The following is a 15,171-nucleotide window of genomic DNA, read 5'->3' as shown; positions in this document are numbered from 1 at the left end:
TCGATGGGCGCCGACTCGGCAACGGACGATCCGGTGGTCATCGTCGGGATGGCGGTCGAGGCCCCCGGCGATGTGGACGACGCGGACAGCTATTGGCAGCTGCTGTCTGCCGGGCGAGAGGCGCTCGGCGCGTTCCCCGAGGACCGCGGCTGGGCCGTGCGCGACCTGCTCGCGGGCTCGCGCCGCGACGGGTTCAAGCGCATCCACAACCGTGGCGGATTCCTGACCGGCGCAGCGCTTTTCGACCCCTCGTTCTTCGGCATCTCGCCGCGCGAGGCGGTGGCGATGGACCCGCAGCAGCGCGTCGCGCTGCGCGTGACATGGCGGGCGCTGGAGAACGCCGGCATCAACCCCGATGATCTGGCCGGGCACGACGTCGGCTGCTACATCGGCGCCTCGGGCACCGGATACGGCCCCGATCTCGCCGAATACTCCGACCTGAGTGGGCATCTGATCACCGGGACGTCGCTGGGCGTGATCTCCGGACGAATCGGTTACCTGCTGGGCCTCGACGGCCCGGCGCTGACGATCGACACGTCGTGCTCGTCGGCGCTGACCGCGTTCCACACCGCGGTGCAGGCACTGCGCTCGGGTGACTGCAGCATGGCGCTCGCCGGCGGGGTGTGCGTGATGGGGTCGCCGGGATACTTCGTCGAATTCGCCAAACAGCACGCCCTCTCCGACGACGGGCACTGCCGGCCGTACAGCGCGCAGGCCAGCGGCACCGTCTGGGCCGAAGGCGCCGGCATGTTCGTGCTGGCACGAAAGTCGGTGGCGCAGCGGAGCGGTCACCGCGTGCTCGCGGAGGTCCGGGCCAGCTGCCTCAACCAGGACGGCCGCAGCACCGGCCTGACCGCGCCGAGCGGGCCGGCGCAGGCGCGGCTGTTCGCCCGCGCGCTCGATCTAGCCGGTGCCCGGCCCGACCAGATCGGGATGATCGAAGGCCACGGCACCGGAACCAAACTCGGGGACCGCACCGAATTGAACTCGCTGGCGCAGACCTACGGTGCCACCGCACCCGGCCGGGGCGCGGTCCTCGGTTCGGTGAAATCCAACGTCGGACACAGCCAGGCCGCCGCCGGTGCGCTGGGACTGGCCAAGGTCCTCGTGTCGGCCGAGCACGCCACCATCCCGGCAAGCCTGCACACCGCGCAGGCCAGCGCCGAAATCGACTGGAGCGCACAGGGATTACGGCTCGCGACCGACCACACCCCATGGCCCGCCGTCGGTGGTGAGCGCCTTGCCGCGGTCTCGGCGTTCGGCATGAGCGGCACCAACGCGCACGTCGTCGTCGCGATGCCGGAGGGATTGGTGGCGTGATGAGCCTTTCGCACTTTCCCGACGGCCGCGTCCCCGTCCTGCTCAGCGCGCACACCGAGGAGCTGCTGGCCGCTGAGGCGACCGGCGTCGCCGACTACCTGGACCGGCATGGTGCCGTGGGCCTGGGCGCGGTGGCCGCGATGCTGCTGCGGCTGCGCCGTCGCCGGCGGTTCCGGGCCGTGGTCCGGGCCCATGACGCCGCCGAGTTGGCCGCCGCACTGCGGGCACTGGCGGCGGGGGAGGAGCATCCCCTGGTGGCCGTCTCCGCGCGGACCACAGCGCCCCGGACGGCCTTCGTGTTCCCGGGTAACGGCGGCCAGTGGCCGTCGATGGGCACCGATGCATACCGGCAGCTGCCGGTGTACCGCGCCGCGGCCGACCGCTGCGCCGCCGCATTCGTCGCCGCGGGCATCGACTCGCCGCTGGCCTTCCTGGTCGACCCGGGCGACCGCGAGTGGACGCAAATTCACAGTCAGAGCGCGCAGTTCACGCACGCCGTCGGTCTCACGGCGGTGTGGCGGGCACTGGGCATCGAGCCCGACGTCACGCTGGGGCACAGCCTCGGTGAGATCGCCGCGGCGTATGTCGCCGGGGCCATCACACTGGACGAGGCCGTCGCCGTCGTCATCGCCCGGGCCGGGGCACTCGACAGCCTGGCCGGTGAATTCGGCGCCGCGAGCCTGGGGATGAGCGTCGACGAAGCGCAGCAGGTGGTTTCGGACGCCGCCGGGTGGATGGAACTGTCCGTGGTCAACTCGTCGGCATCGGTCGTGGTGTCCGGCGAGCGCACCGCCGTCGCCGACCTGGTGTCCGACCTGCAATCGCGCGGCCGCTTCGCGCGCGTCATCGCCATGAGCTTCCCGGCGCACACCAGTGCCCTGGATCCGCTGCGCGCACAACTGCTTTCCGGCGTGCCGAAGACACAGTTCGGTGCCGGCGCGGTGCCGTTCATCGGATCGGTGACCGGCGCGGCAGTCGAGGCGGGCACCGAATTCGGTGAGTACTGGTACCAGAACCTGCGGAACACCGTGCGGTTCGACCGGGCCGCCGCCGCAGCGCGGGACAGTGGCGTCGAGGCCTTCGTCGAGATGTCGGCGCACCCGGCGCTGCTGCACGCGCTCGCCGATACCGATGCGCCGCTGACAGTCGGCTCGGGACGCCGCGACGAGGCGCTGCCCGACGTGCTGTCCGACAACATCGCCACGGTGGCCGTGTCCGACCCCGATTACGACTGGGCCGGGCACATCGAGCCGTATCAACCCCTGCTGCGCGGATTTCCGCATGCCCCCATGGCGGCGATGCACCTCTGGGCGACTCCCGAACCGCTGCCGCCGGTGGCCGGCCTGACGGTCGGTGCCGAGCAGTGGCTGCCCCAGCCGGACGAGACCGTGCCGCTGATCATCCGGCGCGCTGCCGTGGTCGAACTGGCGGGACCGCGCGGCGAGCTCGCCGACCAGCTGCGCGACGGCGTGCGGGCCAACCTCGGCACGGTGCTGGTCGAGCCCGTCGACGCCGATCTGCTCATCGTCGTCGCACCGATGCTCGACCACCCCGACGCCGAAGCGGCGGCCACCGACCTCGCCGAGCTGATCGGCGGCGGGCTGTGTGACTACCCGAATGCCATTGGGCCGCAATGCGCCGACGTGTGGCTGGTCACCGTCGGCGGCCAGCACGTGCGCGACGACGAGCCGGTGGCGCTGCCGGCCCAGGCGGCCCTCGCCGCCATGCACCGCAGCATCGGCTTCGACCATCCGGACCAGTCCTTCCGGCACCTCGACCTGGCATCCTGGGAACTCGACGCACCGGCGGCCACCGCCGTCATCGAGACCATGCTGGGCACCGGAACCGAAGTGGCGCTGCGTGATTCGCAGCAGTACCGCCGCGGTCTGCAAGCCCTGCCGGACGCCGACGCACCGCCGCCCGGGCTCCTCGACAACGTGGTGATCACCGGCGGCAACGGCGCCGTCGGGCTGCATTTCGCGCGGACCCTCGCCGCCGCGGGCGCCCGCCGCATCGTGCTGGTGAGCCGCAGCGGCACCGGCGCGCAGCAACTGGCCGGCCTCGACGGCACCGACGTGGTGTCGGTGCAGTGCGACATCACGTCGCCCGAACAGCTTTCGGCCGCCGCGGCCGCCCACGGCGGTGACGGTGCGACGCTCGTGGTCCATGCAGCCGGTGCGGCGGTGTTCGGCACCGAGGTCGGTGCGGACGAATTCATCACCACCGCGGCCGCGAAGGTCGGCGGTCTGGCCCGGCTGGCCGAGTACTGGCCGCTGCGTCCGGACGCCCGAATCCTGGTGTGCTCGTCCGTGTCCGGACTGTGGGGCGGGCTCGGTCATGTCGCGTACGCGGCCGTCAACCGCATGCAGGACGTGCTGGCCGGGCAGTTCCGCGCCAAGGGTCTCGACTGTGTCGCCGTGCGGTGGGGACTGTGGCCGGGTGCCGGTATCGTCGGGGCCGACGAAGTGGCGCGCATCGAGCGCGCCGGACTGCGGGAGATGGATCCCGACATCGCGATCGAGGCGGCTCTCGGAACCCAGGCGCCCGCACCGCTGATCTTCAGCGCGGACGCCGAGCGGCTGGCGACGCTGCTCGGCGCTGCGCCACTGGCCGCGGAACCCGCTGCACTGCAGCATGTTCCGGCGACCCTCGGAGCCGGTGCCGACGCCGCGGACGTCGTCCGGCACGAACTTTCGGCAGTGCTCAAACTGGGCGACCCCGCTGCCATCGACCTGACCGCGGCCCTGTTCGACCTGGGCCTGGATTCGCTGCTGGCACTGGACCTGCGCAAGCGACTGCGCCGGGGCACCGGCCGATCCGTGCCGCTGGCCGGGCTGCTCAGCGGCATCACCGGTATCGAACTGGTGGATTTGCTAACCGACAGAACAGAAAAGGTGGAGAGCTAGCGTGACCGAGACCGACATCGGGGCACTGCGCACGCGAGGAGCAAACGGGGCAGACGACGCGCGCCTGGAGCTGTTGCGGCGCAAGCTGGCCGAGCGCGGCCTGCAGTCCCAGAACGGCACGCAGTCGAGCGATGGCGGCCCCGTCGTGCCGGTGCTGTCCGACGGCCAGCGCCGGATGTGGTTCGTGCAGACCGCCGACCCTGCCGGCGCACTGCTCAATGTCTGTGTGTCCTTTGCGATCACCGGTGCGCTGGACCACGAGCGCCTGCGGGACGCGGTGAACGCGGTGGCCCGCCGCCACCCGGTCCTGCGCACCACGTACCGGGCCGATGCGACGGGCGAACCCGGGCTGACGGTCCACGACGAACTGGCGCCCGGCTGGAGCACGCACGACCTCAGCGACCTCTCCGAAGCGTCGCGCGCCCTGCGGCTCGAAGTGCTGGCACAGCGGGAGTTCGGCACGCCGTTCCAGCTCGACACCGAATCACCCTTGCGGATCAGCCTGATCCGCACCGGGGCCGACGAGCACATCATGCTGCTCACCGCACACCACATCGCCTGGGACGACGCCTCGTGGCAGGTGTTCTTCAGCGATCTCACGCGGGCCTACGAGGGCGAGCAGCTGGCCGAGGTGATTCCGGCCGCGGTGCCCGCCGACGACCACACCGAGGAACTCGAGTACTGGCGCTCGGTGCTCGCCGATCCGCCTGAGCCCCTGGAGCTCCCGGGTGCGCACGGCTCCCTCGTGCCGACCGGTCACCGCTCGCAGCGGGTCACCCGGCGCATCGACGCCGACACCGTGGCCCGGATTTCCGAGCTGGCGCGCCAGACGGGCTCCACCCCCTACACCGTGCTGCTGGCGGCGTTCGGGACCTTGCTGCACCGCTACACCCACGCCGACGACGTCCTGGTCGCCACGCCGGTCCTCAACCGCAGCGGTGGCACCGAGGAGGCGCTGGGGTACTACGGCAACACCGTGGCGCTGCGGCTGCGCCCCGACGCCCGGCAGAGCTTCGGGGAGTTCGTCAGCCATGCCAAGGACACCACCCAGGGGGCCTTCGCCCATCAGCAGATCAACCTGGATCGCGTGGTACGCGAGCTGAACCCGGACCGCCGGCACGGTGTGGAGCGGTTGGCCCGGGTCTCCTTCGGCGCCCGCGAGGCCGACGGCCGGGGCTTCTGCCCGTCCGGGATCACCTGCCGCCGGGCCGAGTACCGGGGTCACCAGACCCAGTTGCCGCTGGGCTTCATGGTGGAATTCGACGACGCCGGGGCAATCGTCGAGGCGGAGTACCTGACCGAGATCCTCGACGCCACACTGGCCGACCAGATGCTGCGGCACTACGCGGTGCTGCTGGAATCCGCGCTGACCGACCCGGGCCGGGCCCTCGCCGAGCTGGACCTGATGGACGAGCACGACGCCGACTGGCTGCGCCGGATGGCCACCGGCGAGCAGTTCAGCACCCCGGACACGACGCTGGCCGCGCTGATCGAAGCCCAGGCCGAACGCACCCCGGACTCGGTCGCCGTCGCGTACGAGGGCCGGTACTACACCTACCGCGAGCTCAACGCCGAGGCGAACCGGTTGGCACACTGGCTGATCGGGCAGGGCATCGGTACCGAGGACCGCGTCGCGGTGCTGCTGGAGAAGTCGCCCGAGCTGGTGATCACGGCGCTGGCCATCGTCAAGGCCGGCGGTGTGTACCTGCCGGTCGACCCGACCTATCCCGAGGACCGGCTGTCGTTCATCCTGAGCGACGGTGACCCGAAACTGGTCATCCGCGAGCCGATCACCGACCTCGACGGCCTGCGGGACGACAACCCGACCGATGCCGATCGGATTCGGCCGCTCACGGCGGCCAACACCGCCTACCTGATCTACACGTCAGGTTCGACGGGGCTGCCCAAGGGCGTGCCGGTGCCGCACCGTCCGGTCGCCGAGTACTTCGTGTGGTTCGTCGACGAGTACCAGATCGACGCCGACGAACGCCTGCTGCAGGTGGCCTCGCCGAGCTTCGACGTGTCCATCGCCGAGGTGTTCGGCATGCTGGCCTGCGGTGCGCGCCTGGTCATTCCGCGCCCGGGCGGGCTCAACGACATCGGGTACCTGACCGAACTGCTGCGCACCGAAGGCATCACCTCGATGCACTTCGTGCCGTCGCTGCTGGGGCTGTTCCTGTCCCTGCCCGGCGTCAACGAATGGCGCAGCCTCAAGCGGGTGCCGATCGGCGGCGAAGCGCTGCCGGGCGAGGTCGCCGACAAATTCCACGCCACGTTCGACGCGCTGCTGCACAACTTCTACGGGCCGACCGAGACCGTCATCAACGCCAGCCGGTACCGCGTCGAGGGCACGCAGGGCACGCGCATCGTGCCGATCGGCAAGCCGAAGATCAACACGCAGATGCACCTGCTGGACGACGCGTTGCGCCCCGTCCCGGTCGGCGTCATCGGTGAGATCTACATCGGCGGAACCCATGTCGCGCACGGTTACCACCAGCGCCCCGGCCTGACCGCCGAGCGTTTCGTCGCCGACCCGTTCACCCCGGGCGGTCGGCTGTACCGCTCCGGCGACCTGGCCCGGCTCAATGCCGACGGTGACATCGAGTTCGTCGGCCGCGCCGACGAGCAGGTCAAGATCCGCGGCTTCCGCATCGAACTCGGTGAGATCGCCGCCGCCATCGCGGTGGATCCCAGCGTCGGCCAGGCGGTCGTCGTGGCGAGCGATCTCCCCGGGCTGGGCAAGAGCCTCGTCGGCTATCTCACCCCGGCCGAGCGCGGCGACCTGGAATCGGTCGACGTGCCACGGATCAAGGCGCGGGTGGCGGCAGCGCTGCCCGAATACATGGTGCCGGCCGGGTACGTCGTGCTCGACGAAATCCCGATCACCGCGCACGGCAAGATCGACCGCCGCGCGCTGCCTGATCCGGACATCCAGTCCCGCACCGCATTCCGGGAACTGACGACCGACACCGAGCGGAAGGTTGCCGAGCTGTTCGCCGACCTGCTCGGCGTCGAGCAGGTCGGTGCCGACGACTCCTTCTTCGAACTCGGCGGACACTCGCTGCTGGCCACCAAGCTGGTCGCGGCGATCCGGGCGCGGTGCAACGCCGACATCGGGGTGCGTGAGGTGTTCGAGTTGGGCACCGTGGCCGAGATCGCCGCGCGGGTCGACACCGGCGCGCCGCGCAACCGGCCGCCGCTGCTCGCCATCGAGCACACCGGCCCGCGCCAGATGTCGGCATCGCAGCTGCGCCAATGGTTCCAGTACCGCATCGACGGTCCCGGACCGGTCAACAACATCCCGTTCGCGGCCCGGATCACCGGACCATGTGACGTCGACGCCTTCGTCGCGGCGCTCGGTGACCTGGTCGAGCGGCACGAGGTGCTGCGCACCACGTACACCGAAATCGACGGCGTGCCATACCAGGTCGTGAACGACCCGGCGCCGCTGCCGGTGCGCCGCGCGCGCGGCGCCGACGAGGAGTGGCTGCAGGCCGAACTCGACGCGGAACGTCGCTACGTGTTCGACCTGGAAGCTCAGTGGCCGATCCGGGCTGCGGTGCTGTCCATCCCCGGGCAGCACGTGTTGTCGATCATGGTGCACCACATCGCCGCCGACCACTGGTCGGCCGGCGTGCTGTTCACCGACCTGGTCACCGCCTACCGGACGCGCCTCGAGCAGCGGGCGCCCGAGTTCGCGCCGCTGCCGGTGCAGTACTCGGATTACGCGGCCTGGCAGGCCACCCTGCTGGCCGACGAGTCGGGAACGCTCGCCGCGCAACGGGACTACTGGCGCAGCCAGCTGGCCGAACCGCCCGCCGACCCGGGTCTGCGTCCCGATTTCACGCGGCCACCGGTGCTCTCGGGTGAGGGCGCGTCGGTGCCGTTCGTCGTCGACCCAGAGGTGCGGACCAAGCTGACCGCGCTGACCCGAGAACTCGGTATCACCGACTTCATGCTGCTGCAGTCCGCGGTGGCGGTGGCGCTCGCGAAATCGGGTGAGGGGCTGGATATTCCGCTCGGCACCCCGGTGGCCGGGCGTACCGAGGCCGAACTCGACGCACTGGTCGGCTTCTTCATCAACATCCTGGTCCTGCGCAACGACCTGAGCGGGGATCCGACACTGCGCGAGATTCTGGTCCGGTCCCGAGACACCGCACTGGCCGCCTACGCGCACCAGGACCTGCCGTTCGATCACGTCGTCGACGCGGTGAGCCCGGCCCGGTCGCTGTCACGCAACCCGCTGTTCGGTGTCGTCGTGCACGTGCGCGAGGACCTGCCCACCGACCACGTCATCGATTCCCGGGCCGACGGCGACACCACGTTCACCGCGCTCGAGCCGACGTTCGACGTGGCGCACGCGGACCTGTCGGTGAATTTCTTTGCCACCCAGGACAGTTACCGTGGCCACCTGATCTACCGCACCGATCTGTACACGGCGGAGACCGCGCAGCGGCTCGCCGACCGGTTGGTCCGGGTGATCACGGGCATCGCCGAGGACGCCGATCAGCGGCTGCGGGACCTGCGGGTCGACGAAGCCGTCCGAGGCAACGACGGGGTGCAGGTGCTCGATGAGTGGCAGCAGCCCGTGGGCGTCGGCGTGGTGGGCGACATCTACCAGGAGTCGGCACCCACCGGCGAACGCGGCAGGTGGCTGGCCGACGGACAGCTCGAGCGCATCGAGGCCGTCCAGTTGCGCGCCGTGCGCACCGGGTCGGCGGTGGCAGAGCCCGCGCGTACCGACACCGAACGCGCCCTCATCACCCTGCTGACCGAGGTGCTCGACGCCGAAGGCGAGATCGGCCGGGGCGACGACTATTTCAGCCTGGGCGGCGACAGCATCAAGGCGGTCCAGCTGGCGGCGCGGGGCCGCGACGCGGGCATGAAGCTGACGGCCCGCATGGTCTTCGAGTACCCGACGGTGCACGAGCTGGCCGCGGCGATCGACGCCCGGTCGTCGGCGGAAACCCAAGGGGCACCAGGTGAGGACCGCGAACACGCGCCGATGACGGTCTCGGGCCTGTCGGCCGACGAACTCGCCGAGCTGACCGCATCGTTCGCGTCATCGTGGAACGCACCGCAGGAGCCGCAGTGACAACGGTGCAGCCGGCGCCGGTCATCGAGGACGTCCTGGCGCTCAGCCCGCTGCAGCAGGGGCTGTACTCGATGGCGCAACTCGATCAGGCGGACGACCCGTATCTGATCGCGATGTCCGCCGACATCGACGGCGACGTGGATGCGGCGCTGCTGCGGGACTGCGCGGCCGCATTGCTGGTGCGTCACCCCAACCTGCGGGCCAGCTTCGTGCAGGCCGGAGCCCGCACGGTGCAGGTGATCCCGAGTGCGGTCGACCTGCCGTGGCGGCAGCTGACCGCCGCGTCGCCCGATGCCGCCGATGACCTCGAAGCGCAGGAACGGCGCCGGCCCTTCAGCCTGGAGCGCGGCCCGGCGATCCGGTTCCTGCTCATCGAAATGCCGCAGCAGCGTTGGCGTTTCGCGGTCGTCGCGCACCACATCGTCATCGACGGGTGGTCGCTGCCGTTGTTCGTCGGTGAACTGCTCGCGCTGTATGCCGCCGGCGGCGACATCTCCGTGCTGCCTGCCGCGCCACGCCCGTACCGCGACTACATCGGCTGGCTCGCGGCCCGTGACCCCGAGGCCAGCCGCGGGCTGTGGCGGCAACACCTGGCCGGGCTCGACGGCCCCACGATGCTGGCTCCGGCCCTCGGCTCCGGTGAACTCGGCGACGACCTGCCGCACACCACCGAGATCAAGGCACCCCGAGACGAGACGCACCGTCTGGTCGAGGCCGCGCGGGCCCGCGGTGTCACGCTCAACACCCTCACCCAGATGGCCTGGGCGGCAATCCTGTCGGTGCTCACTGACCGCCGCGACGTCGTCTTCGGCGTCACGGTCTCGGGCCGGCCGGGCGAGCTCGCCGGCGTCGAGACCATGGTCGGTCTCTTCATCAACACCGTGCCGCTGCGAGTTCGCCTGGACCCGCAGCGCCGCGTCGGCGAGCAGTGCCTGGCCCTGCAGCGGGACGCCGCCGAGCTGCGCGAGCACAGCTACCTGTCGCACACCGAACTGCGCTCGCTCGGCGGTGTCGGCGAACTGTTCGACAGCCTCCTGGTCTATGAGAACTTCCCGCCGGGCGGCCTCGTCGGCAGTGGCGAATTCGACGTCCGCGGAGCCACATTCCGGCCCCGGGCACTGCAGAGCCTGGCGCACTTCCCGGTCACTGTCGCAGCGCACCTGACCGATGGCGAACTGACCGTCCTGGTCGAGACGAAAGACGGTGCCACCGGGCTCGTGCCACCGGAGAGCCTCGGCCGGCAGGTGCTCGCGGTGATGCAGCGCCTCGTCGACGGTTGGGACCGCCCGTTGCGCGACGTCGGTATCCATCTCGCCGCGCCCACGGTGGCAGCACATCCCGCCAGTACCGAAACCGGTGGCATCCATGAGAAGTTCACCACTACCGCGCGCAGCAAGCCGGGTTCGGTGGCACTGAGCTATGACGGCGGCGCGCTGACCTTCCGCGGTCTCGACGAGGCGTCCGACCGCGTCGCCACCGAACTGCGGCGCCGCGGCGTCGAGACCGAGACGCCGGTGCCGGTGCTGTTGCGCCGGGGACCCGACTACGTGGTGGCGATGCTCGGCGTGCTCAAGGCCGGTGGGTTGGTCGTGCCGCTGGATCCGTCGATGCCCGCCGACCGGATCGAGGAGATCCTCGGCCAGACCAATGCGTCGGTGGTCGTGGACGACGCCCTGCTGGCGGCTGCGGGCAACCACCCCGCCGGCGAATTCACGCCGCTGCCAATACATCCCGGCCAGGGCGCCTACATCGTGTTCACGTCGGGTACCACCGGCAAGCCCAAGGGCGTCATCGGTACCCATGACGCGGTGCTGGCCTATGCCGCAGACCATGCCGCCCGGGTGCTGCGGCCCGCGGTGGCGAAAGCCGGTCGGCCACTTCGGGTTGCGCACGCCTGGTCGTTCACGTTCGACGCGGCCTGGCAGCCGCTGGCCGCGCTGCTGGACGGCCACGGTCTGCACATCGTCGGTGACGAGGTGCAGCGTGATGCCGAGGCACTGGTGGCGACCATCGGGCAGTACGGCGTCGACCTGATCGACACCACACCGTCGATGTTCACGCAGCTGCAGGCCGAAGGTCTCCTGACGACGGTGCCGCTGACCGCGCTGGCGCTGGGCGGCGAAGCCGTCGACCCGAACGCGTGGGCGGCCATCCGCAACGAGTGCGACCGCACCGGCATGTCGGCCTACAACTGTTACGGCCCAACCGAAACCACGGTCGAAGCCGTCGTGGCCGCATTCACCGAGCACGGCACCCCCTCGATCGGGCACCCGACCACAGCGACGCGCGCCTACGTCCTCGACGCCTGGCTGCGCCCGGTGCCGGACGGCGTCACCGGTGAGCTCTACCTGGCCGGTGGACAGCTCACGCGCGGCTATCTGGGCCGCGCCGCCGAGACCGCCGCGCGATTCGTCGCCGACCCATTCGTGGCCGGCGCGCGGATGTACCGCACCGGCGACGTGGTGCGCCGCGACCCCGGCACCGGTGGCCTGCAATTCCAGGGGCGGTCCGACGATCAGGTGAAGATTCGCGGATTCCGGGTGGAACCCGGTGAGGTCGCCGCGGTCCTGCACGCGCACCCGGGTGTGCGGCATGCGCACGTCACCGTCCGGCGGCACGGCAGCGGGCCGCGGTTGGTCGCGTACGTCGCCGGGGCGGCAGGGGCCACCGAGTTGCGGCGCATGCTGGCGGCCCGGCTGCCCAGATACCTGGTGCCGCACCACATCATCGCCGTGGACGAGATTCCGCTGACGGTCAACGGCAAAGTGGACGACGCGGCACTGGCCGCGATCGATGCTGCCGCCGGCACCGGGCAGGCGGCGGCGCCGGCGACCGCAACGGAACTGGCCGTGGCCGAGTTGTTCGCCGACGTGCTGGAGGTGGCCGATCCGGCCGGACTCGACGTCACCGCCGATTTCCTCGATCTGGGGCTCGACAGCATCGTCGCGCTGTCGGTGGTCCAGGCCGCGCGCCGCCGCGGCCTGGCGCTGCGTGCGCGGATGATGCTGGACTGCAGCAGCATTCGCGAACTGGCCGACGAACTGGACGCCGAGGACGAATTGGCCGCGACGGCGGTCGAGGAGGCGGGCCCGGTACCCGTGCTGCCCAACGTGCATTGGCTGTATCAGTACGGCGACGGCCGCCGCCTGGCCCAGACCCAGGCGGTGCGGCTACCGGATGCCATCACCGCCGAGCACCTGACCACGTTGCTGCACAGCGTCATTGCCGCGCACCCGGCCCTGCGAAGCCGCTTGGACCGGGCCACCATGACTCTGGTCGACCATCCGGTGGGCGACGTCCTGTCCGAGGTCACCGTCGACGGTGACGTCGTGGCCGCGGTGGCCGAGCAGACCGATCTCGCGGTCGAACGCCTCGATCCCGAGCAGGGGCGCCTGCTGCAGGCGGTGCTGCTGAACACCACGTCCAGCGGCAAGGTGCTGGTCCTCAGTGCTCACGTGCTGGCTGTCGACCCGGCATCCTGGCGAATTGTGCTCGGCGAGTTGGAGAATGGCTGGCACGCGCTGGCCTCCGGTGCCCGGCCCGCAGTCATCCGCGAGCACACCAGCTACCGGGCCTGGTCACGGCTGGTCGCCGAACGGGCGCAGCGCCTCGACACCGTGGACTTCTGGGAGGCACAGGTCGCCGGCCCGGATCCCGCGCTCGGCCGTCGCCGCGTGCAGCCCGAGACCGACTGTGCCGCAGACGTGGTGGTCGCCATGTCGATCATCGACACCGACCTGACGGCGCGCGTACTGGGGGCCGGCCGGCCGGTCACCGATCTGCTGGCCGCGGCGACCGCGCGCACCATCACCCGGTGGCGGCAGCGTCGCGGCCAGGACACCCCGGCGCCGCTGGTGGCGCTGGAGACCCATGGCCGCGCGGACACCGTCGTCGCCGGTGCTGACGTCGACACCGGCGACACCGTCGGACTGTTCAGCGCCATCTACCCGGTGCGTATCAGTTCCGAAGCGCCACAACAGGTCAGCGCCGAGATCGCCGCGGTCCCCGGCCACGGCATCGACTTCGGGCTGCTGCGGTATCTGCGCGCGGACACCGCGGAGCGGTTGGCGGCCTACCCGGAACCACAGGTGCTGCTGAACTATCTGGGCCGGGTACACCTCGGGGCGAGTGGGGCCGCACTGCAGCTCGACGGTGCGCTCCTGGCCGGTGCGTCACCGGTGCCCGAACCGAACTACGCGGTGCACCACGACCTGACCCTCCTGGCGGGAATCATCGACCATGACGGCACCGCGGCGCTCGGTGTCCAATGGCGCACGGTGCCAGACATTTTCAGCGCAGACGACATTGCCGAATTGCAACAGCTGTGGGAATCACAGCTCAGGGAAGTGATGAAATGACCGACACCCGAAATACCCTGGCCGTCATCGGCGCCGGCGCCAAGGCGGTCGCCGTGGCCGCCAAGGCCGCCGAGCTGCGGGCCATGGGCGTGGACGCGCCCGACGTCATCGCGGTGGAGCGCCTGGGCGTCGGCGCCAACTGGCAGGCCGCAGGCGGCTGGACCGACGGCCGGCACCGGCTGGGCACCGGCCCGGAAAAAGACGTCGGCTTCCCGTACCGGTCGGCGCTCGTGCCGCGCCGCAACGTCGAACTCGACGAACGGATGATGCGGCACAGCTGGCAGTCGTACCTGATCTCGACGGGACAGTTCGCCGAGTGGATCGACCGCGGCCGGCCCGCACCCACCCACCGGCGCTGGAGCCAGTACCTGGCGTGGGTCGCGGAAAGCGTTGCCATGCAGGTGGTCACGGGTGAGGTCACGAAGCTGTCGGTCGACGGCGACCAGTGGGTGCTGCACTGCCGCGATCAGCAGGTGCGCGCCGACGGCGTGATGATCACCGGGCCGGGACAGGCCGAGCGGTCCATCCTGCCGGGGCATCCGCGGGTGCTGTCGATCGCTCAGTTCTGGCACCGCGTCGCCCAGGACGAGCGCATCAACGCCGAGCGGGTCGCCGTCATCGGCGGTGGGGAAACCGCCGCCACCATGCTCGACGAGCTGTTCTCGCACCGGGTTTCGACCATCACGGTGATCTCCCCGGGTGTCACGCTGTTCACCCGCGGCGAGGGCTACTTCGAGAACACCCTGTTCTCCGACCCCACGGGCTGGGCCGGGCTCAGCATCTCCGAGCGCCGAGATGCCATGGCCCGCACCGACCGTGGCGTGTTCTCCGCCCGCGTCCAGGACTCACTGCTGGCCGACGACCGCATCCGGCACCTGCGCGGCCGCGTCGCCCATGCCGTGCCCCGCGAAGACCGGATCCGGTTGACCCTGCAGACCGAACGCGACTCCGGCTGCCTGGAGACGGTGCACGGCTTCGACCTGGTGATCGACGGTTCCGGCGCCGATTCGATGTGGTTCGCCCCGCTGTTGAGCCAGGACGCGTTGGACGTGCTGGAGCTCGGTATCGGTGCGCCGCTGTCGGCCGACTCCCTGCAGCGTTCCATCGGCTACGACCTCGCCGTCAGCGGCGTCACACCGAAGTTGTTCCTGCCCAGCCTGTCCTGGCTCACGCAGGGCCCCGGATTCCCCAACCTCAGCTGCCTCGGTCTGCTCAGCGACCGCGTGCTGGGGGCCGAATATGCCACACCATCCGTGAGGAGAAGCGATGAGCAGCAATCCGTTCGATGACGAGAACGGCGCGTTCTACGTCCTGATCAACGACGAAGAGCAGCACAGCCTGTGGCCGGTGTTCGCCGACGTGCCCGCCGGCTGGCGGGTCGTGTTCGGTGAGAGCACGCGCGCCGACTGCCTGGCCTACGTCGAAGAGACCTGGACCGACATCCGGCCGAAGACGCTGCGGGAGACCCTGGCCGGCTGAGCCCGGGTAAAGT

At 70.6% G+C, this 15,171-nt stretch carries 6 protein-coding genes; all 6 read left to right on the top strand.

Going from position 1 to position 15,171, the window contains the following annotated elements; translation table 11 throughout:
• Positions 1-3: 3 nt before the first annotated feature.
• From ACJH6H_RS17535 to ACJH6H_RS17510, 6 genes are read left to right on the top strand one after another with little or no spacing between them, the layout of a single operon-like run.
• Positions 4-1,320: a polyketide synthase gene (locus tag ACJH6H_RS17535; protein ID WP_212814889.1), complete on the top strand. Its 1,317-nt coding sequence runs from the start codon at positions 4-6 to the stop codon at positions 1,318-1,320.
• On the top strand, positions 1,320-4,226 hold the full coding sequence (gene mbtD / locus ACJH6H_RS17530) for a mycobactin polyketide synthase MbtD (RefSeq protein WP_212812255.1): 2,907 nt from the start codon (positions 1,320-1,322) through the stop codon (positions 4,224-4,226). Before ACJH6H_RS17535 ends, mbtD begins: the two co-directional genes overlap by 1 nt.
• Before the next feature lies 1 nt (position 4,227).
• Positions 4,228-9,321, top strand: coding sequence for an amino acid adenylation domain-containing protein (locus tag ACJH6H_RS17525; protein WP_406775445.1), 5,094 nt, complete (start codon positions 4,228-4,230; stop codon positions 9,319-9,321).
• The gene (locus ACJH6H_RS17520) at positions 9,318-13,679 is read left to right on the top strand and encodes a non-ribosomal peptide synthetase (protein ID WP_212812254.1); all 4,362 of its coding nucleotides are present in this window, start codon (positions 9,318-9,320) and stop codon (positions 13,677-13,679) included. The genes ACJH6H_RS17525 and ACJH6H_RS17520 overlap by 4 nt, the downstream gene beginning before the upstream one ends.
• Complete coding sequence (mbtG, locus tag ACJH6H_RS17515) at positions 13,676-14,968, top strand: SidA/IucD/PvdA family monooxygenase (RefSeq protein WP_212812253.1); 1,293 nt, start codon at positions 13,676-13,678, stop codon at positions 14,966-14,968. The genes ACJH6H_RS17520 and mbtG overlap by 4 nt, the downstream gene beginning before the upstream one ends.
• Complete coding sequence (locus tag ACJH6H_RS17510; RefSeq protein WP_020102099.1) at positions 14,946-15,158, top strand: MbtH family protein; 213 nt, start codon at positions 14,946-14,948, stop codon at positions 15,156-15,158. Before mbtG ends, ACJH6H_RS17510 begins: the two co-directional genes overlap by 23 nt.
• The last annotated feature ends 13 nt before the right edge of the window (positions 15,159-15,171 follow it).

Origin of the sequence: Mycobacterium sp. SMC-21 (genome assembly GCF_045310825.1) — a bacterium.
In the GTDB taxonomy this organism is placed as follows: Bacteria; Actinomycetota; Actinomycetes; order Mycobacteriales; family Mycobacteriaceae; genus Mycobacterium.
Note: the sequence above shows the minus strand (reverse complement) of the source record. Positions and strands in the feature narration are given on the sequence as shown.